19 protein-coding genes and 7 pseudogenes are annotated in these 25,435 nt (G+C 60.6%); 10 read left to right on the plus strand and 16 right to left on the minus strand.

Translation table 11 applies throughout. The features are described 5' to 3' along the window. Positions 1-556: 556 nt before the first annotated feature. A pseudogene (locus tag EVC45_RS08220) lies at positions 557-1,333 on the plus strand (transposase); the annotation flags it as partial. 797 nt (positions 1,334-2,130) lie between these two features. Further along, a pseudogene (locus tag EVC45_RS46610) lies at positions 2,131-2,208 on the plus strand (integrase); the annotation flags it as partial. Positions 2,209-2,387: 179 nt separating this feature from the next. On the opposite strand, the gene EVC45_RS08225 reads toward EVC45_RS46610, so the two are convergent. The 5 genes from EVC45_RS08225 to EVC45_RS08245 all read right to left on the minus strand — a co-directional run bounded on the left by EVC45_RS08225 (position 2,388) and on the right by EVC45_RS08245 (position 5,439). Then, on the minus strand, positions 2,388-2,723 hold the full coding sequence (locus EVC45_RS08225; RefSeq protein ID WP_129957506.1) for a cytochrome c: 336 nt from the start codon (positions 2,721-2,723) through the stop codon (positions 2,388-2,390). Positions 2,724-3,074: 351 nt separating this feature from the next. Continuing rightward, the gene (locus EVC45_RS08230; protein ID WP_129957507.1) at positions 3,075-3,515 is read right to left on the minus strand and encodes an ester cyclase; all 441 of its coding nucleotides are present in this window, start codon (positions 3,513-3,515) and stop codon (positions 3,075-3,077) included. Positions 3,516-3,519: 4 nt separating this feature from the next. Continuing rightward, the gene (locus EVC45_RS08235) at positions 3,520-3,900 is read right to left on the minus strand and encodes a hypothetical protein (RefSeq protein WP_129957508.1); all 381 of its coding nucleotides are present in this window, start codon (positions 3,898-3,900) and stop codon (positions 3,520-3,522) included. 544 nt (positions 3,901-4,444) lie between these two features. Next, positions 4,445-4,870: a hypothetical protein gene (locus EVC45_RS08240; RefSeq protein WP_373683003.1), complete on the minus strand. Its 426-nt coding sequence runs from the start codon at positions 4,868-4,870 to the stop codon at positions 4,445-4,447. 2 nt (positions 4,871-4,872) lie between these two features. After that, positions 4,873-5,439, minus strand: coding sequence for a hypothetical protein (locus EVC45_RS08245; protein ID WP_129957510.1), 567 nt, complete (start codon positions 5,437-5,439; stop codon positions 4,873-4,875). Positions 5,440-5,768: 329 nt separating this feature from the next. Between EVC45_RS08245 and chrA the strand changes: the two genes are divergently transcribed. After that, positions 5,769-7,004, plus strand: coding sequence for a chromate efflux transporter (chrA, locus tag EVC45_RS08250; protein ID WP_129957511.1), 1,236 nt, complete (start codon positions 5,769-5,771; stop codon positions 7,002-7,004). 428 nt (positions 7,005-7,432) lie between these two features. Here chrA and EVC45_RS08255 read toward each other — a convergent pair whose 3' ends face one another. Further along, entirely contained in the window at positions 7,433-8,302 is an 870-nt protein-coding gene (locus EVC45_RS08255) for an SHOCT domain-containing protein (protein WP_129957512.1), read from the minus strand. Between the two features lie 273 nt (positions 8,303-8,575). Between EVC45_RS08255 and EVC45_RS08260 the strand changes: the two are divergent. Next, positions 8,576-10,387: pseudogene (locus EVC45_RS08260) on the plus strand (ABC transporter transmembrane domain-containing protein). A gap of 457 nt (positions 10,388-10,844) precedes the next feature. On the opposite strand, the pseudogene EVC45_RS46615 reads toward EVC45_RS08260, so the two are convergent. The 5 genes and pseudogenes from EVC45_RS46615 to EVC45_RS46620 all read right to left on the minus strand — a co-directional run. Continuing rightward, a pseudogene (locus EVC45_RS46615) lies at positions 10,845-11,010 on the minus strand (IS5/IS1182 family transposase); the annotation flags it as partial. Positions 11,011-11,211: 201 nt separating this feature from the next. Then, entirely contained in the window at positions 11,212-11,691 is a 480-nt protein-coding gene (locus EVC45_RS08265; protein WP_018437280.1) for a DUF1348 family protein, read from the minus strand. Positions 11,692-11,818: 127 nt separating this feature from the next. After that, the gene (locus EVC45_RS08270) at positions 11,819-12,067 is read right to left on the minus strand and encodes a hypothetical protein (protein ID WP_129957513.1); all 249 of its coding nucleotides are present in this window, start codon (positions 12,065-12,067) and stop codon (positions 11,819-11,821) included. Between the two features lie 212 nt (positions 12,068-12,279). Next, positions 12,280-12,603 (minus strand): DUF4148 domain-containing protein, encoded by a 324-nt coding sequence (locus EVC45_RS08275; protein ID WP_129957514.1) that lies wholly within the window; start codon positions 12,601-12,603, stop codon positions 12,280-12,282. Positions 12,604-12,901: 298 nt separating this feature from the next. Continuing rightward, a pseudogene (locus EVC45_RS46620) lies at positions 12,902-13,018 on the minus strand (helix-turn-helix domain-containing protein); the annotation flags it as partial. On the opposite strand from EVC45_RS46620, the pseudogene EVC45_RS46625 reads away from it, so the two are divergent. Continuing rightward, positions 13,019-13,384 (plus strand): annotated as a pseudogene (locus EVC45_RS46625) (sigma 54-interacting transcriptional regulator); the annotation flags it as partial. Here EVC45_RS46625 and cynR read toward each other — a convergent pair. After that, entirely contained in the window at positions 13,350-14,240 is an 891-nt protein-coding gene (gene cynR, locus EVC45_RS08285) for a transcriptional regulator CynR (RefSeq protein WP_129957515.1), read from the minus strand. The pseudogene EVC45_RS46625 and the gene cynR sit on opposite strands and share 35 nt — an antisense overlap. 152 nt (positions 14,241-14,392) lie before the next feature. Between cynR and EVC45_RS08290 the strand changes: the two genes are divergently transcribed. The 3 genes from EVC45_RS08290 (at position 14,393) to EVC45_RS08300 (ending at position 16,212) form a co-directional block, all read left to right on the plus strand. Further along, a complete protein-coding gene (locus EVC45_RS08290) occupies positions 14,393-15,052 on the plus strand; it encodes a carbonic anhydrase (protein ID WP_036661880.1) in 660 nt (219 codons plus the stop codon). 63 nt (positions 15,053-15,115) lie between these two features. Continuing rightward, entirely contained in the window at positions 15,116-15,586 is a 471-nt protein-coding gene (cynS, locus tag EVC45_RS08295) for a cyanase (protein ID WP_129957516.1), read from the plus strand. Positions 15,587-15,732: 146 nt separating this feature from the next. Continuing rightward, entirely contained in the window at positions 15,733-16,212 is a 480-nt protein-coding gene (locus EVC45_RS08300) for a DUF1348 family protein (protein ID WP_010808884.1), read from the plus strand. 677 nt (positions 16,213-16,889) lie between these two features. Here EVC45_RS08300 and EVC45_RS08305 read toward each other — a convergent pair. Beyond that, complete coding sequence (locus EVC45_RS08305) at positions 16,890-17,675, minus strand: DUF6675 family protein (protein ID WP_129957517.1); 786 nt, start codon at positions 17,673-17,675, stop codon at positions 16,890-16,892. 538 nt (positions 17,676-18,213) lie between these two features. Continuing rightward, positions 18,214-19,343: pseudogene (locus tag EVC45_RS08310) on the minus strand (ATP-binding protein). A gap of 128 nt (positions 19,344-19,471) precedes the next feature. Here EVC45_RS08310 and EVC45_RS08315 point away from each other — a divergent pair. Both EVC45_RS08315 and EVC45_RS08320 read left to right on the plus strand, forming a co-directional pair. Continuing rightward, positions 19,472-19,852, plus strand: coding sequence for a response regulator transcription factor (locus tag EVC45_RS08315; RefSeq protein WP_129957518.1), 381 nt, complete (start codon positions 19,472-19,474; stop codon positions 19,850-19,852). Positions 19,853-20,558: 706 nt separating this feature from the next. After that, complete coding sequence (locus EVC45_RS08320; RefSeq protein ID WP_129957526.1) at positions 20,559-22,949, plus strand: PAS domain S-box protein; 2,391 nt, start codon at positions 20,559-20,561, stop codon at positions 22,947-22,949. 290 nt (positions 22,950-23,239) lie between these two features. Here EVC45_RS08320 and EVC45_RS08325 read toward each other — a convergent pair whose 3' ends face one another. Beyond that, complete coding sequence (locus tag EVC45_RS08325; protein WP_129957519.1) at positions 23,240-24,109, minus strand: SHOCT domain-containing protein; 870 nt, start codon at positions 24,107-24,109, stop codon at positions 23,240-23,242. Positions 24,110-24,597: 488 nt separating this feature from the next. Beyond that, positions 24,598-24,903 (minus strand): hypothetical protein, encoded by a 306-nt coding sequence (locus tag EVC45_RS08330; protein ID WP_129957520.1) that lies wholly within the window; start codon positions 24,901-24,903, stop codon positions 24,598-24,600. Between the last annotated feature and the right edge of the window lie 532 nt (positions 24,904-25,435).

A 25,435-nucleotide genomic window follows, 5' to 3' on the forward strand; every position in this document is an offset into this window, starting at 1 on the left:
CAGCAATCGACACCGCTTATCGTTTTGCGGTGAACCGTGTCGTTTGATGCTAGGTCGCCCGTACTGGCTGCCATTGACCAAGGTCAATCCCGCACCATTGCGAGTGGGCCTGTGACTCCCGACGCCGGACAACCCGTTCTGTACTCGCTGCGCCGACCCGTGGCGGAACGTGCTCAAGGAGCGAACAGAAATGAGCGTGACCATTCGACGGCGCATGTCGTGAGATGGGTCACGTGCTCGACGCGGCTAAGCTGATACCGGAACCAACTGTTGCTCTGCTCGACGCCGACAACGTCGGCAACCCGCCGCATTGCTGAAGTAGATCCCAGTCCGATCCAATGTCGGTTTTGGCCAACGACTTGCCGGCCGATACGCCGCGCGAATGGCCGTTCCAGTTTTCAACCGGCCATAGGCCTCGCGTTGGGTCAAAAGGCAGTTGTGGGTCGGCACGGGTCCGACGCGGCGGGCAGTGCCCGGCCGATTCTGTTGAAAAAGTCGCTGCAGAGGCGAAATGTTGGGTATCCTGGGAAACATCAAGCGATGGGAGCGAATCGTCATGATGGGTCGACTGGATAGCGGACAGGACAAGCTCTTCTACTCTTTCAACCTCGACAACCACGTCCCGCAATCGCACCTGTTGAGAGGCATCGATCGCTTCCTTGACCTTCGGGATCTGCGCCAGCACCTCGCACCGTTCTACAGCTCGATGGGTCGGCCATCGATCGACCCCGAGCTCATGATCCGCATGCTGATTGTGGGTTACTGCTTCGGCGTCCGGTCCGAGCGACGGCTATGTGAAGAGGTACATCTGAACCTGGCCTACCGGTGGTTCTGCAGGCTAGGTCTTGAGGACGCCGTGCCGGAACACTCAACGTTCTCAAGGAACCGTCACGGTCGCTTTCGCGATAGCGACCTGTTGCGACACGTATTCGAATCGGTGCTGAGTCGTTGCATGGCTGAGGGCCTCGTCAAGGGCGAGGGTTTCGCCATCGACGCAAGCATCATCAAGGCCGACGCGAGTCCCGCCAACGGAGTGCCGGGAACAGAGCCCATCGACTGGGAAGTTGCAGCCGGACAGAGCCGCGCCGTGCGGGAATATCTTGAGGCACTGGAGCAAACCAATCCAGTGGATACAGATCCGTCTGAAGCAGCCCAGTCTTCACCCCCTCCGAAGAAGATATCGCTGACAGATCCTGCTGCACGGTGGACGGCTGCTCCGGGTGGTCCGGCGTTCTTTGCCTACTCGACGAATTATCTGATTGATCTGCAGGCAGGGATCATTATGGATGTTGAGGCGACGCCTGCGAACCGGTCACAGGAGGTCGAATCAACCATACAAACAGTCTCGCCGGCAACGAAAGACGGTGGAAATGCTCTTCGCCCACCTCAAGCGCATCCTCAAACTCGATCGCTTGCGACTGCGTGGTCCGAGCGAAGCTGGCGCCTCGGTTATCTCAGCAACTCGAAACGTACCGCCAAAGCCCACGCGCCTTACCAAAACACGACTTTTTCAACAGAATCGGCCACTTTGGGACATTCGCCGACGACCATGGATAGACTCTCGAATGTCTCCTACGCTCGCGAAACAGACCTTGAAGATCAGCACGCTCCAGGTGCGACACGTAGCGTCGAAAAGGCGTTGTAGCGTTGCTGGCGCGGCAGCAAATACTCCGCGGTCACGCAAGTAGTCTATCAACAGTTCTAACGCGTGCAGTTCACGGCGTCGCGTCTCGAAGCATCGCGATCGATGTCGCGAACGAAAGCGCTGATACCGTGCAATGTCGTCGTCCATCAAGGCGTGGAAGGAAATGCGACGATCCTCGCACCAGCGTTCAAATGCAAGTGCGTGCTGCGCCAGTTGGCATACGTAGCTGAATGCGTATTGTTGCTTGATCAGCGAGTCAACGAACTCTACAAGCGGTTCTGCAGTTGCGCTTCGGACAGCAGGGACCAGCGCGTCCGCGTTCTCATAAGAATGTTCCACGAGATTCTCCTTTCAGGCAAGTGCTTACAAGGGAGAATGCCAATGTCTAGCGACCATGTCGCAAATCCACTATGGTCTGACGCTTCCACCAATCACGGGACATAGTTCAGCGCGGGACATAGCCGAGCCTATTGCCTGCAGGCGATAGGCTCGAAAGTACGGTGCGATGCCTCGGAATCGAGGTAGATGACGCGCTCGAGATGGCCGAGCAGACTGAAGTCTGATGGAACCAAAGCCGGCGAGCGGACGCTTGCGGCCATGAAGTGTTATCCGCCTGCATCGTCGGTCGGAAATTCGGCCTCTTCTCTGCCCAGACAACGGGCCTTCGATTTACTCGATTGCAACCGTTCGCAAATCGACGGAGCCGTGCGTTACAGCGCAGCCCCGGGGGATCGGGTGCCCACTACTTCAGCGTGTGCAGGTACTGCTGGACGGCATCAACCTCAGCTTTACTGGGCGCGACACCATTGTCGGTATTGAAACTGGCGCCTGACCAGTGTGGCATAGGGGATTTGAGCGGTTTTCCCTGATCGTCGATGCCATTTAGCACCGCCCTTTCAAAGAGTTTTGTCTTCCATTCACTCGCATCGCCAACGAGCTTCGGTCCCGTGTCGCCCTTGCCGTTTTCGCCATGACAACGGGCGCAATTTTCTTGGTAGAGGGCTTTCCCGTCTGGTGGCGCAGCCACGACCGAGGCGCATAACCACAGCATTGTGGCTGCGATAAACGTACGCTTCATGACAAGCTCCCGGGTAAGCCTAGATCGGATTCGTCTACGCCGAGCTATGGTCGGCAACGTCAACTTCATCGAGCACGGTATTCTAAAAATACTCAAACACCCTCTTTCCCCGCGATCAGGTTCGGTGGCAGTGTGTGCCATGCGTCTAGTCTGTGCACGAGGGATTTCTTGCAGCTCGCGGGCGTCACGCAATTTCGCCACCGTTGCCGGAAGCAAAATGATCTCCCGTGATGACCTCGGCCGCGCTATGAAAAATCCACAGTAATTGAACGTTACAGTCTCGATACAATCCGAACTTGCTGCGTAACGGAAATGCCGCACAAAAGCGGCATGCCTGCCGACAATGCTTGTTCACTTGAGACTGGGCGGCAGCGTTCCGAGCTGATGGAAGACGCTTAGCCAGTCCTCCAGATGCCAGGTTTTCGCTATACGTTCGCCGCGGAACTCGTGAAAAGAGTGAATCGCAAACTCGATTGGCTTGGATGTCGCTGCGATGCCCATCAGAGACCCAGACTGCGTTCCTCTGACCTTTGCCCGCACGCCAACCATGTTTCCGTGGATCAAGAGATCCAAGATCTGAATATCCATGTCCGGCAACGCAGAAGCTAAGTCACCAAATACTGGAATCATCTGCTCTGGCCCCGCGGCCGGCCCGAAAGACGCAGGCACGTATTGCCAGTCGGGCGTAACAACCGTCCGCAGAAGCGCAACGTCTTTTTGAGCGTGCGCGTGGTAAAAGCGGCCAATGATCCGCTGCGCAAGATCGCGGGTTACTTCGTTCGCTTGGACCATGGCATCACCTCTCACCGACAGAAGACGACATGCCCGGTCTAGAGGGCGTGCTGAAGGCAAAATCGAAGACGAGGATGCCAATGGAACAGCCCACCCCTTCCAGGACATTCGAAATTCGATGATCGAGATCGTGATGTCGCTCCAGCCAGGCTCCCAGGAGGAAAGCGACTTCGACGGTGATCTGGAGTGCGACGAACACGACCATGAGTAGATACTCATAGCCCATAAACTTGTGGTTTGAGAAATTCGGCCCGTAGTCGAAAATCCACCTGCGGACGCGATGAGTTTCGTAGACGAATAGAAGAAACGGGAACAGATAACTGGCAACGTAGGTGGGTATCGTTGCGTACCGCGGTCCCAGACGAAAGTGGTGCATGGCTTGCATAGCGCCTCCCTTCTCGGCGGCAAGCGTCCCTCACATCCTGTCACACCCGGAACGATCTGGCGGGCGGTCACACATTCCATGAATGTCGCTCGCAGAATGCGCTCCAGCCGCGCTGAACTGACGCTGACCGGATGAATGGCACTTACCTTTAGCATGCACGTGCGACAACGCTGTCGCATTGACGCGGATCAAAATTGCGTTTCCTAAGGTTCGCAATTCGAAGCGGTCACGTCAGCAATCACGGGCGAGCGTCGGCGATAGCCGACTTATTGTCGGCGGGTGGCAGTACCGAGCGACTGCTCGACTCGGCGGATTCAACCGGTCGATGCAACACTCCCGCCGCTCATCCGGCGTTCATTGTGTTGCATCGACCGGTTGAATCCGCCCCAGATAGCTGACCTTCGCACAAACGTAGCGATCTCTCCTCATCCTCGCAGGCGCTCGGTCGAAATTCAGAAGACCCGAACTCACAGATGCAATGTCAGTCAGTGCGGCGATCATGCCGTTCACCTGTTAAGCGAGAGCACGAACCGGACGTGTGCCTCTATTTACCTTGAAGGAGATCCATGAATGGCGGAAAGGTAAGCAGGACAGCGAGAGCCAGCAATACGAATGAGGCCGGAATGATGCGGCCGAGTTGCACTGTCCTGTCACCCCAGCGACGCGACAACCCGTACCATGTGAGCAGCCAGATTACGATTGCGGTCGTCGTCACGCCAGAGAGCGCGCCGGTTGGCTTGTAGAACGTGAACAGGCGCGAAATCGCAGGCGAAGCATCGCCTGCCAGCGCGAACAGTCCAACCAGGAAACAGCCGATACCCGCAGCAAGAATCGCTGCGGCCGCCGGACCGTTGACGAGAGTGCCGGTAGCACCCTTGGTTTGAGGGGCCGTCGTGGACGGATATGACTCGCGCTGCTGAGCCGCGTCGGCGCTCCGCTGTGCGGCGTTCCGGATGTCGGGGGTGTTCATCGCTATTCTCCGTTCATGATGTGGATGGTTGCGCCACCGCGAACCGGTGCGTACTTGTTCAGGAAGGCGCCGAACGCCCCGGCAACGCCGGTCGCGATGAAAGCCACGAGAACGAAGGCCAGCACGGCGCCTCGTATCTGACGCATCCCGCTAATGGCGGGCCCGTACTTCGAGAACACATAGGCGACCATGGTCATGGCGATCGGTGCGAGCCATGCGACATGCTCTTTCCACTCCATGCCCAGGCTGTGCCAGCCGGACGTGTTGCGGCTCGACAGCAACAGTTGCCGAGGGTAGTCCGCCAGATCTGTCACGCCGGCTGGTGCGACGGCCCGATACCACGGATAAACCACATATGCACCGGAGAGCACCGCGGCCCATGCGAAGACCACCATGACAGAGAGATAGAGCACGAGCAATCTGTGCTCCCTTGCAGTCGGCTGCGTCGGTGCTCCTGGCGCGGACATCCTGTACAACTCGGCAACCGCCCCCGAGAACGCCAGCATGAACAGCGCGCCGAACCCCATACCGTGCAACACCGTCATTAAGTCGCGCAGGGAAATTTCCATGGCAGGTCTCCATATCGACATGGTTTTGCTCGCAATAGCGTGGCACCGTTCCTGAGTGCAACATTGACGTAAGTCAAGGGGGGTACAATCACTCGCCCCGCGAACCCTCCTCAACCGGAGACCGCTCCTTCAACGCGGAAAAGAAGGTGTGACTAGAACCCGAGCGGGAATGCTCCGGCCGAAGCGTCCATCACGCCCGTCGCATTGCCCCGAGTGGAGCGAGCGTTGACCTCCGGCATAAGGTCGGTGCTCTATTCGGAAAATTGTTCGTGCCCGGTAGCCCGGCGCGGCCTCAGCTGCTGATCTTCTCGATTTGAACGTCGGAACTTATGGAAACTGGACTGACCACATCGCGCTCGACTCGACTGGGTGCCGCTCTCGAGGTCCTTGTCGTATTCTTGAAACTCGGGCTCACGTCCTTCGGTGGCCCAATAGCTCATATCGGCTACTTCCGCCGAGAATTCGTCGAGCAGCGCCGCTGGCTCGATGACGAAATGTTCACCGATCTGGTCGCCCTCTGTCAGTTCCTTCCCGGTCCGGCAAGCAGCCAGGTGGGATTCTCAATTGGTCTCTTGCGGGGCGGCTGGCTCGGGGGGCTCGCGGCGTGGTGCGGTTTCACGCTGCCGTCGGTGGCTCTGTTACTTGGCTTTGCCGCCGTCGCGCCGAGCTTGGACGGCACGATCGGCGGCGGCTTGATCCATGGCCTGAAGCTGGTGGCAGTTGCCGTCGTCGCCCAAGCTGTCTGGGACATGGCACTACGCCTCTGTCCGGACCGCCGTCGTGCGATCATCGCACTCATCGCAATCGCGACGTTGAGCGTTCTGACTACGATCTATGCGCAACTCATCGTCATCGCCATCGGCGCGGTGCTCGGACTTGCACTATGTCAACCAAAGGAATTGCCGGCCGGGCGTCGATTACATATACACACTGCTGAAATCCGCGTTCCGCGTGTGGTCGGCGCACTCGCGTTGGCAGTCTTTTGTCTCTTGCTTTTCGGCCTCCCTGCCTTGGTGGGGCTCCACTCGGACCAAGCCGTTAAAGTGTTCGAGGGATTCTACCGATCCGGAGCGCTCGTATTCGGCGGAGGCCACGTCGTATTGCCCCTTCTGCAGCAGCAGACGGTCGCAACCGGCTGGGTAACCTCGAACGACTTTCTCGCCGGTTACGGCGCCGCGCAAGCGGTTCCGGGGCCGTTGTTCACATTCGCCGCGTTCCTTGGCTGGATGATGGCGGCAACGCCCAATCATTGGACCGGCGCGTTGCTCGCCACCGCAGGCATCTTTCTGCCTGGTCTGCTGCTCGTGCTCGCTGCGCTGCCTTACTGGCAATCGCTCCGCGCTCGCCCATCGATGGCCGCGCTGTTGAGTGGGGTGAATGCTGCGGTCGTGGGATTACTCGCAACCGCACTTTACTCGCCGGTCTGGACCAGCGCAGTCCTTTCCCAGATTGACTTCGCCATCGCAGCGATTGGCTTTTTCCTGTTGACGCGCTGGAAGGTACCGCCGCTCGCTGTCGTAGTGTTCTGCGCGGCAGCCGGTATCGCTGAAGCCGCTTTACGCTGAGATGATTCTGTTCCTTGGCGCGTGAGACGGCATTTTTTTCGGGCCTCCGAATGTGCTTTGGCGCAGGACTACCGACGGTCCGGACTGGTTATAGCCGGTAGCGTCAGTTGGACCACGGTGCGCAAAGCAATCGTCCGCATGTGATTCGCATGACGGCGCGACCGTCCGAATCTGACAACGACTTTGCCAGCCAGTTCCAATCCATCCGTGGCCGTAGTGGTGATCTTCGCGTCAATGGCAGTTCGACCTCCGGAAGCTGTCATTGGAATGGTGAGCAGTCATAGGTCCGCAGTGGGTCGATTCCGGACCTACAGGAACAAGTCGAGTCGCTTCTTACTGAGCACAACCGGGCGATGTGCCCGTCCCTGTGTGGGCGTTTCAGCCAAGTAGAAATCGTGCCCCGGTTGCGCTGCGCGATGACGGGACGTTCACAAACGGCTCAGCAACTCTGCCTTCTTGGCGGCAAACTCCTCATCGCTGAGAATCCCCTTCGCGTGCAGTTGGGCGAGTTTCTCTATGGTGCCGAACACGTCTGCCTCGCGGGCGACCGACTGAGTGCTGACGGGCTCCTCCTGCACCGGCGGCGACGCCGGCTGCGGAACCCCACCGACCGAGACAACCGGCAGGCTGGCGACAGCAACCAAGCCGTGCTGGCTCGCGAATGTGAGGGAGGCGCCGCGGGACTGCTGCTGTGAGAAGCCGCTGATCTGGTGATCGAGCGTATCGTAAATCGTCACCTTGCCGCTCACTTCGATCGCTAGGCGCCGGGGCCGTGCGAAGTAGGCATAGCGGGCGTCGTTCTGCGCGCCGGTGCTGTTGGGCCGCCCCAAATCAGCGGACCACCAGTCGCCAGAGGTGCCGGGGGCGGGCGGAACGAACAGACTCACCGGTCCGACCGGTCCGGCTGCAGTCTGCTGCTGCTTGCTGCCACCGTAACCAGCACTCTGCTGTTGTTGCTGGCCGCCGCCGTCGGTGCCCTGCTGCTGAGTACCCTGGCTCTGCGACTGGAAGCTGCCGCTGCGAATAAGGTCGGGCTGATTTGCCATCAGACGGGAAAGCTCGAAACAGAGCCCATCGACCCGGCCTTTCAGGTAGTTGTTGAACATGTCGGAGACCATAGTCATTCCCCCCCGCATCCACTGGCCGGAGCCACCAAATTCGGGGTGATTGAACTGGGCCATGCTGCCGTTACCGCGAATCACAGACTCCAGCATGCTCATCACGGCGTCCGTGCTGAACCCATGTCGCTGGGCTACTTCTTCGATCAATTGCTGGCCGGCGGGGGTAAGTTTTCGCATGTTGTTCCACTCACAGTTTCTTCCGACATCGGATTTATAAACTGCAGCGCCCCTGCTCAGTGCGGGACGGGGCCGGACGGGGCAATTCAACGAGGATCGCGAAAATTAGGCAACGTGGCTGGGGAACAGTTCAGTGCACCAGCACGAGACGATCGGGGGATGCAATCCAGCGCGTCGCGAGCGAAGCCCGTATCACGTGGAGGCGTACAATCACCTGCGCGATTGGTAGGACTGGCACAATCAAGGGGATTCTCGAGCCACTCAGGAATCCTCATGCCAGATGTCGCCCCGTCTACTGCGCATATCAGTCCCCTGTTCGCCCTGTTGCCCTTCCTGCGCCGTTATGCCGGACGCTGGGCGCTTGCCTTCATGGCGCTGGTGACGTCGGCGGGTGCGACGCTGGCGTTGCCGGTGACGTTCAAATATCTGATCGACCACGGCTTCGCCGGCGGCAACCGGGCGCACATCGATCGCTATTTTCTCGCGCTGTTCGCCGTTTCGCTGGTGCTGGCCGGGGCCACGGCGCTGCGCTTCTATCTGGTGTCATGGCTCGGCGAGCGGGTCACGGCCGACTTGCGGAAGGCGGTCTACGAACACGTGCTGGGGATGAGTCCGCAATTCTTCGAGACCACCCAGAGCGGCGAGGTGCTGTCGCGACTTACCACGGATACCACGTTGATCCAGACCGTGGTGGGCACCAGCCTGTCGATGGGCTTGCGCAACTTCTTCCTGCTTACCGGCGGCGTGGCGATGCTGGTGGTGACGAGCCCGGTGCTGTCGGGCTACATCATGGCTACGCTGGTGGTGGTGATCGCGCCCATCGTCATCTTCGGGCGGCGCGTGCGCAGGCTCTCGCGCGCAAGCCAGGACAAGGTGGCGAACGCGAGCGCCCTGGCGGGGGAGGTGCTCAATGCCATGCCGACCGTGCAATCGTTTTCGCAGGAGCCGCGCGAGGCGCAGCGGTTTGCCGGCATGGTGGAAACCGCATTCGAGACGGCGCTCACGCGCATTCGGGCGCGCGCCTGGCTGACGGTCGTGGTTATCGTGCTGGTGTTCGCGGCGGTGGTCTTCGTCCTGTGGCTGGGCGCGCAGGCCGTGCTGGCCGGGCACATGACGGCCGGCCAATTGTCCCAGTTCATTCTCTATGCAGTCGTCACCGCCGGGGCGGTGGGGGCGGTCGCCGAGGTTTGGGGCGACCTGCAGCGGGCTGCCGGCGCCACTGAGCGACTGCTACAACTGCTGGCAGCGCGCTCGCCGGTGGCGCAGGCCGAGGCCGCCGTCCGGCTGCCGACGCACGGGGACGGCATCCGCTTCGACAACGTCGGCTTTTCGTATCCGTCGCGCCCCGGCATCGCCGCTCTCTCCGACCTGTCGCTCGATATCCGCCCGGGCGAGCACGTCGCTCTCGTCGGACCGTCTGGCGCCGGCAAGACCACCCTGTTCCAACTGCTGCTGCGCTTTTACGACCCGCAGGCCGGCAGCATTCTGATCAACGGCGTCCCGACACGGCATGTGCCGCTTGCGGAGTTGCGCTAGGAAATCGGGGTGGTACTGCAGGAATCGGTGATCTTTTCCGGCAGCGTGCTCGACAACATCCGTTACGGCGCGCCCGAAGCCACACTCGCTCAAGTTCAGCACGCCGCCGAAATGGCCGCCGCGTCCAGCTTCATTGAAGAACTGCCGCAACGCTATGACACATTTCTCGGCGAGCGCGGGGTGCGGCTTTCTGGAGGACAGCGTCAGCGCATCGCGATCGCCCGCGCGATCCTGAAGAATCCGCCCATCCTGCTGCTCGACGAGGCGACCAGCGCGCTCGACGCCGCCAGTGAACGACTGGTACAACTGGCGCTGGACAATGCCGCGCAGAATCGCACGACGCTGGTCATCGCACACCGCCTCGCTACAGTACAACAAGCCGACCGCATTGTCGTGCTGGAACAAGGCCGCATCGTCGCGCAGGGCCGTCACGCCGATCTCCTTCAGGCCTCGCCGCTCTATGCGCAGCTTGCCGCCCTGCAGTTCGGCGAGCCGCCAGGGCAGACGGTGCAGCGGGGCGCTTTGCGCGATCACGTCGACTCCGCGTGAAGACACAATCGAGATTGCCCAACGGCCGCGATCCACAACCGTCCGCAAAGACCGACCAGCCACAGATACATGCTTCGCGAACGACAGGTGCATGGTGGCCCGCAAGCGGCTTATCAAGAGCCACGGCTGAATGGCCCAAACGGGTCGACATGGCGAGGTTGGGTAAGGGGCCAGCGGCCACTTTCTGCCGCTCGCCTGAGCCATGCGGTGGTCGCTCGAACGACCGGTCCACTCCGAAACCCGCCCGATGCTCAACGCGCAGTTGTCGGCCATAGGAGACGCCCGGAGATAGGAGCTGTGCGTCGGCTGCAGGTTGGTTTGCTGCCGCTCGCGACCCGGCGTCGGCGAATGACACTTCTCACGCCAATGAACGAGTCTTCACGACCCTTCTCGGTCATCCCCTGGATTCGAGTTGAGAGAGCGAATTGGGTCTATGAGCGGTCATCCGGCCTGGTAACCACTCGCACGGCCTGCGCCAACAAGCCATCCCGCTGCCGAAGACTAGTTCTTGCGGAAGCTCATCGCATCAGGAATCTCTGTTTCCAATGCAAACAGGACGCCGTTCAGCCCGTGCCGGTATCCACACGAGGACGCCCAGGGGATTCCAGAAGCAAGGGCTGCAAGACTTGCTGCCCACATCGAGTGGGCAGCAATCGTTTGAGGGCGGACTAGGTGAGAAGGACAGCGAGACGACCAGGAACCCCCAAGCGGGGGCGGGGTTGCTCCCTCATTGCGAGCTTCGGGAGGCCGTCGCAGAAGCTGTCTCACCTTTGCCTTTGCTTCCCCGAGTGCATCCAATCGAAGCGATACGATCAGCCTGGCTATTAGAGACCGAGATCTGACAAGCCGGGATGATCATCCGGACGGCGGCCGAGCGGCCAATGGAACTTCCGCTCTTCTTCCTTGATTGGCAAATCGTTGATGCAAGCGTAGCGATTCACCATCAGACCGTCCTCGCGGAACTCCCAGTTCTCGTTGCCATAGGACCGGAACCAGTTACCAGAGTCGTCACGCCATTCGTAGGCGTAACGCACGGCGATCCTGTTACCAGTGAACGCCCACAGCTCCTTGATGAGACGATACTCGTGCTCCTTCGACCATTTGCGCTCAAGGAACCCTCGGGCTTCATTGCGGCCGTTTGCGAATTCAGCACGGTTGCGCCAGCGAGTATCCAGGCTATATGCGAGGGACACTTTGGCAGCGTCGCGGGTGTTCCAGCCATCCTCGGCCAGGCGCACTTTCTCGACGGCGGATTCGCGTGTGAAAGGAGGGAGCGGCGGACGGATTTCAGTATTAGTCGACATGGTATTACCTCAGTGGTTGGTCGATGAAGACCCGAGACCGGGCCGAAGGTTGGATAAGAGCAGTGCTGCGAGTCCTTGATCGCTCGTTCTGGCGATTAGCCCCGTGTACATGGTGGACTTCGCTCGCTTACGCCGCAAAGGTGATGTAACCGCCAGAGTGCGTCATGATGTGCGCCCAACGCACGGCCGCGTACAGGCCCTCGGCGCACGCAAAGTCGCTGCCGTCAATCGCGACGACCCACTGGTCTCCTTTGAGGCGTAGCGCGAGTCGTTGGTGGTCGACCAGATCGCTGTACCAGCGCCATGTGGCTAAGTTTGACTCGTCCGACTGCAGAGCTTCATGAAGGACAGCGACTTCGTAATGTGAGTGGCTCATGACAGTCTCCGTGAAGTACCGACCTTCATATGATGTAGACCGGTCTGTATCCGAGGGGCGACGCGATTGCCCGGGTTCGGTTCGTTCGCCAGGCAAACTAGCGAGCGAATCGTTACAACTGAATGTGGCGAGAATGAAGCACGCGGACGTGCCAGGACTTGCGCGATACTTCAGATCGCGTGGCGTCTAGTATCCGCGCTGCCGTTGGACGGCTATTGGCCGAAATAGATTGGCTGCATGCCGTCGTTGTCGACGTGACGAGCAGTCTTGGGAACACCCGCTGACGACGAGCCTGCCTCGGCGACACCGCCATAGCTCGCATCCCCGCGTTGCGCTGCCAGGCGTGCTTCGGCCGCCTGAATCTCGGCGGGGTAGTTGGGGCCTTCTCCACGAGACTGGTCGTAGCCCACAGCACGCAGTTGCGCGAGTTCCGCGTGAACCTGGGCGCGAGTCAATCCGGATGTGTCAGTGCCTGCGAAAACGGGGCTGGTGACAGATGCAGCGATAACGAGTACCGCAAGGAAGCGAGATTTCATGATTCTCTCCAAAGAAACAGTGACGATGGAGCAAGAATGCATCAATCCGGCTATAGGGTCTAAGACCGATATCCTATGTTCTTTATAGGCTAAGCTAATAGTTCTGGTGATGGGTTGAAACGCCCGCTCTCTGACCAGACTGCAGAGTTCTCGGAATGCGCCGTTGCTAACTTCCGTCCCCCGATTGCCGCATCCAGGCCCGGTGCTCGAGTTGCTTAGTGCCAACCCCGGCTGTCTTCAACGCCGCGTCAATCTTATTCAGTTCCTGGCCGAAGTCGAGCGCCCACTCCTCACCGTCTCACCGCACGGTCATGCTCTTCAGCTGACGCAGCTTGTGATACAGCGTATTTTTCGACATGCCGAGCGCATCGCTCGCCTCGGCGACGTTACCGTTTTGACGCCTCAGCATGTCTTGGAACGCACGCTGGAACGGCTCGGCGCGAACGAGTCGATTCCCGTCGATTGCCGTGTGATCGCGGCATCGAAGACCGATCTCGTGGCGCTGGCCGCCGAAGGCGGTTTTCGCGCGGATCTGCTGTATCGGCTGTACGTTGCGCAGATCGGGCTGCCGCCGTTGCGCGAGCGCCGCGAAGACGTGCCGCTGCTGCTCGAGCACTTCGTGTGGCGGCGGCACGTCGCTTCGCAACAACCCACGCCGGTGGTGTCGGCATCGCAGGTGTCGGAGTTAACGGAGCGCGCGTTGCGTGTTGATCACTTCGCTTTGCGCGTCACGTACGCGATCTCCATCAACGTCGGAAGTTCTTCGTCGATTCCGTCAACACCTGGACGAAGGCCTTGCTCGCCGCCGTCCGATACGCGTCCTTGCGTTGCAGCAGCACAGCCGTGCGCGCCTGCAGCGGCGGGTCGAGCAGCACGGGGTGCAGCTCGGTATGCGCGCGCGCGATGCCATCGGGCAGTACGGTTGCGAGCTGCCCACGCCGCACGATCTCGACGATCGCACTGATCGAACTGACCTCGATGGCAACCTGCGGGCGGATCTGGTTCTGCGCGCAGTATTCGTCGATGTAACGCCGCGTCGCGAACGCCTTGTTCAGCAGCACCAGCCATTCGTTGGCGAAGTCCTGCCCGGACAGCGGCTTGCGGCGCGTCGCGCGCGCATGGCCGCCGCCGACGACGAGGCTCAGCGTCTCGCGAAACAACGGCTCGCTTTCGATTTCCGCAGTGTGGACGGGCTCGAACGCGATGCCGGCGTCGAGCCTGTCGTCGGCGAGCTGCGCTTCGATCTGATCCTGCGTGATTTCCTGAATGTCGATCGCGATGCCGGGATGCAGGCCATAAAAACGATCGATCACGGGCCCCACGAGATACGCCGTGAAGGTCGGCGTCACGGCAAGGCGCAGATTGCCGCGGCTCAGTTCCCCGACGTCATGTATCGCCCGCACGCCCGCATCCAGATCCTGTAGCGCGAGCTTCGCATAGCGCATCCACGCCGCGCCCGCATCCGTGAGTTGCACGTTCCGCCCCGAACGGTCTAGCAGCTGCGTGCGCAGCGTCTCTTCCAGTTGCCGTATCTGCTGCGACAGCGTGGGCTGCGAAACGTGCAGCGCCTCGGCGGCGCGCGTGAAATTGCGGTGTTCCGCGACAGCCAGGAAATAACGGATATGACGCAACAGCATGGCGAATTCCTCGTCCTCGAATAACTATTGGTGTTGCCTATGGTGAGCATCATAAACCCGTCTTGGACACTATGACGGAACAGGTTCATTCTCTGTTCAACGCATCGCACTGAGCGACACGGCAACGAACGCCAGATTGAATGGAGCAGACCATGCAAGAGATCATCGACGGTTTTCTGAAGTTTCAGCGGGACATCATGCCCGCGCGCAGGGAGTTGTTCCGCAAGCTGGCCACCAGTCAGACGCCGCGCACACTGTTCATTTCCTGTTCCGATAGTCGCATGGTTCCCGAACTGGTCACGCAGCGCGAACCGGGCGATCTGTTCGTGATCCGCAATGCCGGCAACATCGTGCCTTCGTTCGGTCCTGAGCCCGGCGGTGTGTCGGCAACGGTCGAATATGCGGTGGCCGCGCTCGGTGTGACGGATGTGGTGATATGCGGCCACTCGGACTGCGGCGCGATGACGGCCGTCGCGACGTGCAAGTGCCTCGACCATATGCCCGCTGTCGCGAACTGGCTGCGCTACGCCGACTCGGCGAGGCTCGTCAACGAGGCGCGTGAACATGCGGGCGAGCGCGAGCGCGTCGACTCGATGGTGCGCGAGAACGTCATCGCCCAGCTCGACAACCTCAAGACCCACCCCTCAGTTGCGCTGGGACTCGCGCAAGGCCGCCTGAATTTGCACGGATGGGTCTACGACATCGAATCCGGCTCGATTGACGCGCTCGACGCCGCGACCCGCCAGTTCGTGCCGCTCGCTGCGCATCCCGATGTCACCGCGACGCCCGCCGAGTGCGTGGCTGCGCTCTGATTCCCGGCTTGTCACACCGACTGTCGATCTCACCAGGTTGATTTTTACCCAAGGAGCAACATCATGACCCAATCGCAAGTCACACCGAACGCACGCGAAGCATTGACGGAAACGATCGTCGACGCGAAGGTGCGCAAGAACCTCACCTTCGAAGCCATCAACGAAGGCACGGGCTTGAGCCTCGCATACACGACAGCCGCGCTACTCGGTCAGCATGCGCTGCCGGAGAATGCGGCGAAGCTCGTCGCCGAACGCCTCGGGCTCGACGACGACGCCGTTCGCCTGCTGCAAACCATTCCCGTGCGCGGCAGCATTCCAGGTGGCGTGCCGACCGATCCCACCGTCTACCGCTTCTACGAAATGGTGCAGGTGTACGGCTCGACGTTGAAGGCGCTGGTTCACGAGAAATTCGGCGACGGCATCATCAGCGCGATCAACTTCAAACTCGATATCCAGAAGGTGCCTGACCCGGAAGGCGGCGAGCGTGCCGTCATCACGCTCAACGGCAAGTATCTGCCGACCAGGCCGTTCTGAACCCAATGATGCAAAGACGAAAATTCTTACTCAGCACCGGTGCCGCGCTTGCTTCGGGCGGCCTTGCCCTCTCGGGTTGCACGATGACGAGGCCGCGCTCCACGTCGAGCACCAGCAACGCGCTGTACCCCACAAGGAGATCCGAAATGACTTCACCCGCAGCAATTCGCCCGCCGCTTCCCCCGTTCACGCTGGAGACGGCCATCGAGAAAGTCCGTCTCGCGGAAGACGGTTGGAATTCGCGCGACGCCGCCAAGGTCGCGCTCGCCTATTCGCTCGACACGAAATGGCGCAATCGCGCAGAGTTCGCGAACAATCGCGCGGAAGCGCAGGCGTTCCTCGAGCGCAAATGGAAGAAGGAACACGAGTATCGTCTGATCAAGGAACTGTGGGCGTTCGGCGGCAATCGCATTGCCGTGCGCTACGCGTACGAATGGCACGACGACTCGGGCAACTGGTTCCGCTCCTACGGCAACGAGAACTGGGAGTTCGGCGAGGATGGTCTCATGCAACGTCGCTATGCGTGCATCAACGACATGCCGATCAAGGAATCGGAGCGCAAGTATCACTGGCCCTTGGGCCGTCGGCCGGACGATCATCCGGGACTGAGCGAGTTGGGACTTTGAAGCCCGGATCGTTACAGCCGCGATGAGCCATTAGCGCCCAACAATCCAGTGGCGACGAATGACGGATTGTTGGGCGTGCGCCGGCGCGCCGTCGGGATGTAGCGACTTAAATGTCGTTGAATTATTCGCGACTTTTCGTTTGCCCTTCTTGGGTGAACGTATGATCTGTGTCCGGTGTCAGGTCTGAGCTGGATGCTGTTGAAAAAGTCACTGTCCGTCCTTTTCGCTAGGTTTTCAGGGGTCCTCTTACCCTTGACCGGTGTGCGCGAGCGGTTTGTGGGCCGATCTGTGAGGTCGATTTTCTCGCGACAGAACTGAGAAAACCACGCAGCGACTTTTTCAACAGCATCAGCTGCAAAGCAGTCTTTCAAATTGCCAGTCTGCGGAATCGACGATCGGCCGCAGTTGGCAGGGTGCCGCCACAGGTAGAGAACAGCGGCCAATACGCCCCGCTTGCGCGAACGGCTCGTGGTCGGACGTGTGGAATTCAGTTCCCAAATGGGACGATTGAATTCCTACTCGCAGTTTTCGACATAAGACGAACAACACTGCGAAATGCGAGGCCGGACACCGCGCCCGCAGCCTCCGCGTACTGCACGAAAGCGCGCAGGGCGCCGCAGGCGATTGATGCATCGACGAACGGCTTGTGGGGTCCCGATCAGCGCTTACGACCCAGATCATCGCACGGCCGGTGGCTCCACGTCGGTCGGGACACCGGCTAGGTGCCGGAACAGTGCCAGCGCCCGGTTCGCAGTCGAGGCCTCGTGCCCGCTCGCAATGAAACTGCTGGCTTGTCGGTCGATGCGCACGAGAATGTACAGCCCCCAGACATCGTTCGCCTGGCGCTGTGCGAACACCACCGTCTGCAGCGCAGCCGGCTGAAAGAGCGTCAGTCCGAGCGCACGGACCGGCGACACATTTTCCTCGGCCAGCGTCACCCGGTACGGACTGTGCTCCAGCACCCGCACCCGGTACACCAAGGGTCCGGAGCGGCTGTCGTCCACCCAGTAGTAAAAGGTTCGACCGGCTTGCAGTTCCGACGGGCGGAAATCCCCCCGCCGTTCCCCGCCCTCGGCGGGTCCGGCCAGCGCTGCGGCATCCAGGAACAAGGGACGCCATTTCTTGTCGGTCGTGGACCAGTAGCGCACGGTGCTCAGGGTGGAGACTGCCCCGGCATGTGCCAACAGCGTCTCGGAACCGCCGGCGACGCGGACCAGCCCTGCGAGCGCGACGACAACCCGGGAGCGTGACGCGGCAGGCCATCCGGTGCACGAGGACGGCCGCCACTCGCCCGCATCGAGTTCCTCGGCGCGCAGGATCGCCATCGCGGGTTGCGCGCCCAGCGATGCGTAGGCCGGCACCGGCGGTGTCCCGCACGGCGGCGTTGGCAACGGGGTTGCCACGGCGAAGCCGGCGGCAACCGCCAGTGGCGCGCAGCGCGCGGCTGCCTTCAGGTAATACATACCGCGTAGACGCGCACCGTTCATCCGGGCTTGCCTCCCTGCATCGGCTCGACCGAGAATTTGACGACGTAGCTCGATGCGGCTCCGATGTGAAATGCCTCAGCGCGACGTAGTGGCGCGTCAAGGACCGTGACGATCTGACGGACAGGAACGCGGCCGATCCGAGCAGGGCGATCAGCGCGGGTCTGTTGATCGGCTCCAGCCACTCGGTCTCGCCGCCGCCTTCGACGCGTGCGGAAAGCCGTCCGGCGCCGGCGCGGAAGCGGATCAGTAGTGAGGCGCGCTGTCATGATATGGAGTCTATTCGAATCGAGTGCGACTGGCTCTTGTCGACCCGAAGCAGCCACCGGTGCTCGGCGAAACCGGACGTCCGGGACCTCCGCTCAACGAACGGTTACTGTCGGTGAGGCGAACGAGACGGATGACGCGCAAAGACTTTGCCTCGTGGTCATGAACGGTGATCGCCCGCACGCTCAAGATCAGCGACCGCCCGCGTGCGCACCCAAGGCACGCCGACGGTCAATCCGTGCGTGCCACATCATGAGCGCTGCTGATGGCGCGGCAGGCGGACAGCGAATACGGTTTCTGTCTGGTCGGACCGCGCCTCGATCGCACCGTGATGGGCCTTGACGATTTCGCTCGCGATATACAAACCCAGTCCGAGACTGCCCTCGCCGTCTAGTCTGTTCCGATGATCCAAGCCGCGCTGGAGGGGATCAAAGATGCGTTCCAGCTCCGACCGCTCGATGGCAGGTCCGCTGTTCCTGACCTCGAAACACACCTCCGCTTCGTCGCCAGTCACCACCACGCATACCGGCGCGTTCGGCGCTCCATACCTGAGCGCATTGAGAACCAGATTGCCGAGCACCTGCTGCAGACGCGGGCCATCCCAGACGCCCTGAGCATTGCCCTGCGACTCCATCTCGATCAGCCTGTCCGGATGAACTGCTCGCAACTGGTCTAACTCATCGGTGAACACATCCGCCAGATCAACGCTGGTGGGTGTGACATTAATACCGAGGCCCAGCCTGGTCCGATTGAAATCGCACAGATCATCAAGAAGCGACTGCATGCGAGCGCCACTTCGTATCAGACGGCCTGCAGCGTCCGAAACGCGGTCCCCCGCATTCAGAGCGGCCAGATATGAGGCTGTCACCTGGATCGTCTGAAGCGGGCTGCGCATGTCGTGCCCGAGCATCCCAGCAACAGATTGCGAGCCTGGTCGACTTGCTCGCTGAAAAGGTCGACCGATTCGGCGAGCGCCTGATCGATGGCCTCGTTGAAGCGGATGATGTCATCCAGATGAGGCGTGTCGGGCTGGCAGTCGTCCATCCACAAACGGAGGACGCTTGCGCGCAACGCGCGGTACTCGGCGGCCAGTTGCCTGATGTTGAAGCCGCTTCGCGCCCGCAGAAGGGCATGCGTTTGCGCGGCTGTTTCCGGAGCTCCGCTCAGGGTGGGGGCTCGTCCCATTGACTTTTCGGCTTGCGCTTCCCGGGTCTGGGCCGTCGACAGGTCCTTCGCTACGGCTTGCAGGATCTGTTGCGCATGGTCCCGCAGAGCAAGCGCTTGCATGTTTGCGGCCGCCGGCAACAGGGTGCCGGCAAACGCCTCCCATTGCACCAGAATGGTTTCCATATCATGCAGGATAAAGTCAGCCAATCGCATGTTCGCCTCGAAGACGGGAAAAAAGTCCCTATGGGGTATTCGCTGAATTTATATCACGCGCAAATATCTGCTCCGATTTTATCGGGTCCGTAACTTGCGTCACATAGGGGTAGCCTATAGGAACCAAAATGTCTACTGCCAAAGCGGGGCGCTTGCTCATCGCGGACGACGACCCGGCTTTGGTCGGGGCCTACATGCTGTTCTTCGAGGCGTACGGTTTCACCATCCAGACGGCTGGGGACGGTATAGATGCGCTCGTCGCGTACTGCGCTTGGCGTCCTGACGTAGTGATGCTCGATATCCAGATGCCGCGTATGGACGGTTGGGCGGTGGCGAGAGAAATACGGCGCATGAGCGTCATCCCCCGGCCGCTGCTGCTGGCGGTGACCGCACTGTGTGAGCGATCCGAACGGGTCGAATCGCTCACGGCCGGCTTCGATCACCATTTTGTAAAACCGGCCCAACTGCCGGTCATCCTGGCTGCAATAGCGTCCCACCCAACCATTTGAAACGGGAACGTCTTGGGAGATCGAAAGCGGCGTTGAACGACTGCTTTCCGCGGCCACTTCCAGCCGACCGCTCTTGGCCGGCAGTACGCATTCGGCTCCCCTCGCCGAAAGCTGTCATTGAAGACTCCCACGCCAGTTCCCGGCGGGAAGTTCGCTGAACTGGTGCTCTCGGCCAGGAAGGGACGCTCGTCATATCAGGTCGGGTGGCCGGTTGCCGCCGCATGGCGGTCATGCGCATGCCGATGAATGGCGTTGCAAGGTCCGGGCGCCTCGGATCATGTGTTTTTTACTCTCGAGGGTCGTGTGTAAAAGCCGTACTCAGTGTTGCGGGCACGAGCTCATTGCCGAATAAAGGCGCGGCATGCCCGCCTTCGGCTTCGACTACTTCCTTCCTAACAGTCTTCGAAGCACCAGGTGCCCGGCGAGCGCCGCAGCGTCCAGCCTACTGCTACGCCCAGAGGGCGATTTCAGCACGACAACGAACCGTGCCAAGGATGTCGATGGGACAGCGCGTGGCGCGACCCGCGTGCGCATTTTATCCTGATGCATAATTCGAAAGACGGCGCGTTTGCGGTCGGGGAACATTGCTTGACAGGGCCGGTTGGTCAGCGCCGAAGCATCAACCGAATGTGCTATGGCCGACTGGATGTGCGTGGTGAAGGTGCAGTCTTCAACTTTACCGGACGCAGGATCGACGGGGTGGGCGATGGAAGACGAGCAGTGCCGCGAAATCGAGTCGCTATGGCCGCAGTCTCTGGTCATGCACGTTTGGGAATATGCGATCTTCAGGCTCACCGAGCGAGGGGTGGTTGCCAGCTGGAATCCCGGTGCCAGGCACATCCAGGGCTACGACGCTGAGGAAATTATCGGCCGGCATTTTTCCGCGTTCTTCACTGACGAGGACCGGCGCAATGGTGTCCCGGAGGCAGGTTTGCAGGCCGCGCGGGAGCAGGGACACCACGAAACCGAAGGCTGGCGGATGCGCAAGGACGGCACGCGTTATTGGGCCAGTGTTTTGACGACGGCGCTCACCACCGCAGATGGCACATTCATTGGCTTCGGAAAGATCCTACGCGATACGACAGACAATCGTCTCGCCCATGAAGCAGTGAAAGAAAGCGAGCGGCGGTTCAGACTGCTGGTGGAAGGCGTGACCGATTACTCAATCTTCATGTTGTCACCGGAAGGACATGTGACAAACTGGAACCTGGGAGCAGCACGCATCAAGGGATATGAAGCGACCGAAATTATCGGCTCGCATTTCAGGCGTTTCTATACGGCCGAGGATGCGGCAGAGGGGCTGCCAGAGCGCAACCTGGACATCGCCGCGACGGAGGGGCGCTTCGAGACTGAGGGATGGCGGGTCAGGAAAGACGGCAGCCGGTTCTGGGCCAATGTTGTCATCGACGCGATACGCGATGAGCAAGGAGATCTGATCGGCTTCGCCAAGATTACGCGCGATGTCACGGAGCGCAGGACTGCTCAGGAAGAACTCGAAAAGGCTCGCGCGGCGTTGCTCCAGTCGCAGAAGATGGAGGCCCTCGGTAAGCTGACAGGTGGCGTCGCACACGACTTCAACAATGTGCTGCAGATATTGCGCGGCAACCTCGAACTGCTTGAGGGCCGGCATAGCCGGGACCATTGGACAAAGGAGCGTCTGAACAAGGCAATTGACGCGGTCGAGCATGGGGCAAGTCTGGCATCCCAATTGCTTGCGTTCGGACGTCGGCAGGCGTTGCAGCCGGTCGTCGTGAACCTGGCCGTCATGTTGCGTAGCATGGACGACCTCCTCAGACAGGCATTGGGCGAAGTCATCGATGTGCAAACCGTCATTGCCGGCGGCCTATGGAATACCCTGGTTGATCCGAACCATCTCGAAAACGTCGTATTGAACCTTGCGATCAACGCGCGCGACGCCATGCCGGAAGGCGGTAGACTGACGCTAGAGCTGTCGAACGCAACGCTCGACGATCACTACGGTGCACTTGCAGCAGACGTTCGCGAGGGGCAATACGTCCTGCTCGCCATCACTGACACCGGCACGGGCATGCCCCCGGAAATTGTAGAACGAGCATTCGAGCCTTTCTTCACAACCAAGCCGGAGGGACAAGGCACAGGGCTGGGCCTGAGCATGGCATATGGCTTCGTCAAGCAGAGCGGAGGCCATATCAAGATTTACAGTGAACCGGGACACGGGACTACCGTCAAGATCTATTTGCCCCGCTCAAAAGAGCGCGCTGCCAATGTTGAGCCCGTGGAAAGCGCTGTATGCATCGGCGGGTCAGAAACCATTCTTGTCGTTGAGGATGACCGGCGCGTGCAGACGACGGTGGTCGAAACGCTCAGGCAACTAGGCTATACGGTATTGAAAGCTGACGATGCACAAAGCGCGCTCGTCATCGTTCAAAGCGGTGTGAACGTGGACCTGATGTTCACGGATGTGGTGATGCCGGGCACGATGCGCAGCACTGAACTGGCAAAAATCGCGACGCGCGTGCTGCCGCATCTGAAGGTTCTTTTTACGTCAGGCTATACGCAAAACGCGATCGTGCATGGCGGCCGCCTTGACCCGGGCGTGCATCTTCTTAGCAAGCCCTACAGCCGTGTGCAACTTGCCTCCAAGATCCGTCGGCTGCTCGGACCGTCCCCCCTTCGGGAAACGAGCAATGCACAGGCTCCGCAGTCGAAGGAGCGGACGATGGCTCCTCCCGCCCGTGCACCAGCAGATGCCTCGATCCTTATTGTGGACGATGACGCTCCCTCGCGGGAGGCGGTAAGCGAACTGCTAAGCGGCATGGGCTATGACGTCCAACAGGCCGGCACAGCAGGCGAGGCACTGCAGCAATTGATGGCGGGGCAACCAGATGTGCTCCTTACGGATATCTCACTACCCGGACAGTCGGGCATTGAACTCGCCAAGGCCGCATTTAAACGCAACCCGGACATCCTCATCGTGTTCGCGTCTGGCGGTGAAGCTCCTTCCCCTGAAACGCTCGGATTCGACTTCGCCTCTCTCCGGAAGCCGTTCACTGCGGAACAATTGCAATCGCTTATCGCAGCGATGCACGAACGGGTCAAACAGAAACGAGACGATTAGAACGCTAGCTTATGCGCACGCAAACCACGCAGCGATGATTGTCCAATAACTGCCAGAAAAGACGTCATGATGCAGCCGCTGACGAGCCCCCAGTCACGGGGCCTGATTACACCCGAACATCGGACATTCACTAAAGGCTCGGGAAAGACGGCATCGGGTCGATTCCGGAGCTACGGGATCAAGTCGAGTCGCTTCTTACTGAGCACAACAGGGCGATGTGCCCGTCCCTGTGTGGGCGTTTCAGCCAAGTGGAAATCGTGCCCCGGTCGCGCTGCGCGATGACGAGACGTTCACAAACGGCTCAGCAACTCCGCCTTCTTGGTGGCAAACTCCTCATCGCTGAGAATCCCCTTCGCGTGCAGTTGGGCGAGCTTCTCTATGGTGGCGAACACGTCTGCCTCGCGGGCGACCGACTGAGTGCTGACGGGCTCCTCCTGCACCGGCGGCGACGCCGGCTGCGGAACCCCACCGACCGAGACAACCGGCAGGCTGGCGACAGCAACCAAGCCGTGCTGGCTCGCGAATGTGAGGGAGGCGCCGCGGGACTGCTGCTGTGAGAAGCCGCTGATCTGGTGATCGAGCGTATCGTAAAGCGTCACCTTGCCGTTCACTTCGATCGCCAGGCGCCGGGGCTGTGCGAAGTAGGCATAGCGGACGTCGTTCTGCGCGCCGGTGCTGTTGGGCCGCCCCAGATCAGCGGGCCACCAGTCGCCAGAGGTGCCGGGGGCGGGCGGAACGAACAAACTCACCGGTCCGACCGGTCCGGATGGAGTCTGCTGCTGGTTGCTGCCACCGTAACCAGCGCTCTGCTGTTGTTGCTGGCCGCCGCCGACGTTGCCCTGCTGCTGAGTACCCTGGCCCTGCGACTTAAAGCTGCCGCTGCGAATAAGATCGGGCTGATTTGCAATCAGGCGGGAAAGCTCGAAGCAGAGTCCATCGACCCGGCCTTTCAGGTAATTGTTGAACATGTCGGAAACCATGGTCATTCCCCCCTGCATCCACTGGCCGGAGCCACCAAATTCGGGGTGATTGAACTGGGCCATGCTGCCGTTACCGCGAATCACAGACTCCAGCATGCTCATCACGGCATCCGTGCTGAATCCATGTCGCAGGGCTACTTCTCTGATCAATTCCTGGCCGGCGGGGGTGAGGTTTTGCATGGTGAAACACTCATAGTTTCTTCCAACATCGCTTATATAAACTGCAGTGCCCCCCGCTCGGTGCCGGCGGGGCAATTCAGCGAGGATCGCGAAAATTAGGCAACGCGGCTGGGGAACAGTTCAGTGCACCGGCGCGAGACGATCGGGGGACAGATTACGCGGCGTCACGTCACGCTCTCGCAGTCGGTCGCGAATTTCCGTCGTGCGCGATGACGGCAGCGTCAATTGCGCTACCGTCCTCGACCGAGGTAAACGCAAGCACGCCCGGGTTAAGCACCGGCTCCAACGTTTTTAAACAAGACGGAGAGATCCGAGACTGGGCTCATGTTACCGCCTGTGCGGCGTCGTTCCACGTCATTTAAAGCGCCGCCGGTTCGTGGGCCATCAGCGGATTGTTCACCAATTTGAGCGTAGCCGCGGCGGCGATGCGGGTACTTCATGTGTTGCAGACGGATGCAGTCACCGGCCAACCACCGGCGCTGCGCTTCTCAGCTTCGATGGTGCCGGGAGCCGCTTTTCGCGCACTGAACTGCCAGCTCCAGCGTGGCAAATGCCCCCCAGTTCGTTGGGCCATCCGATGTTCCGCCATCGAGGCACCGGGTCTCATAGCGCGTTCCGCCCGGCCACTTGGAAATCACGATATAGGCGCGTCCCCACCACAGACGCAGTTCGGAATTCGAGCGGTCATCATGGGGCGTTTCATCAAACTCGTCGGGGAGTGCCGGATTGATCAGCACACCATCGATGCAGTCTTCGGCCGTGAAGGTGTGGCCATCGAGCTTGTAGGTTTGCATGCGGTCTCCCGAAGCGACACGTGTGCAGCCAGAGTAGCCCAGGAACGGCAATAGCACCGGACGCTCACCGACGCTAGATATCCAGTGCGGCGATGATAATCAGCCCTCAAGACGACCGTTTTTGCGAGGCCGGCGAGATGTCAGGGTACACGCAGTGTGGTGCAGACCACGGCTGGTACCCCGCCAAATAGTCGGAGCATCACTTCTGACCAAACTTCGAGACACGATCCTGCGAAACCGCGAAGCCAGGTCCGAACGCAACAGGAGATCGAGGCCAGGCGGGAAGAACGCGCGCGGATGCTAGCCTCTCCGCCGCCCAGGAAGCGCAAAGCCTTGCCGCTTGACAGCCTTAACGCCGCAAACACGGCAGCCGTTGAACTCTCGCAACTACCACGAGGAGCCAGTCGAAGGGGCCGGTCCGGGTCGAACTGGGCCGGACGCTGTCGGACTCAGTTCGGCCGAGGCCGTGTAAAAACATACAGAACAGCCGGTTGGTGAAGGCCAGTGGGGAGCACGATTGCGTTGGACAGAG

The organism is Paraburkholderia sp. UYCP14C (genome assembly GCF_004197395.1).
Classification (GTDB): Bacteria; Pseudomonadota; Gammaproteobacteria; order Burkholderiales; family Burkholderiaceae; genus Paraburkholderia.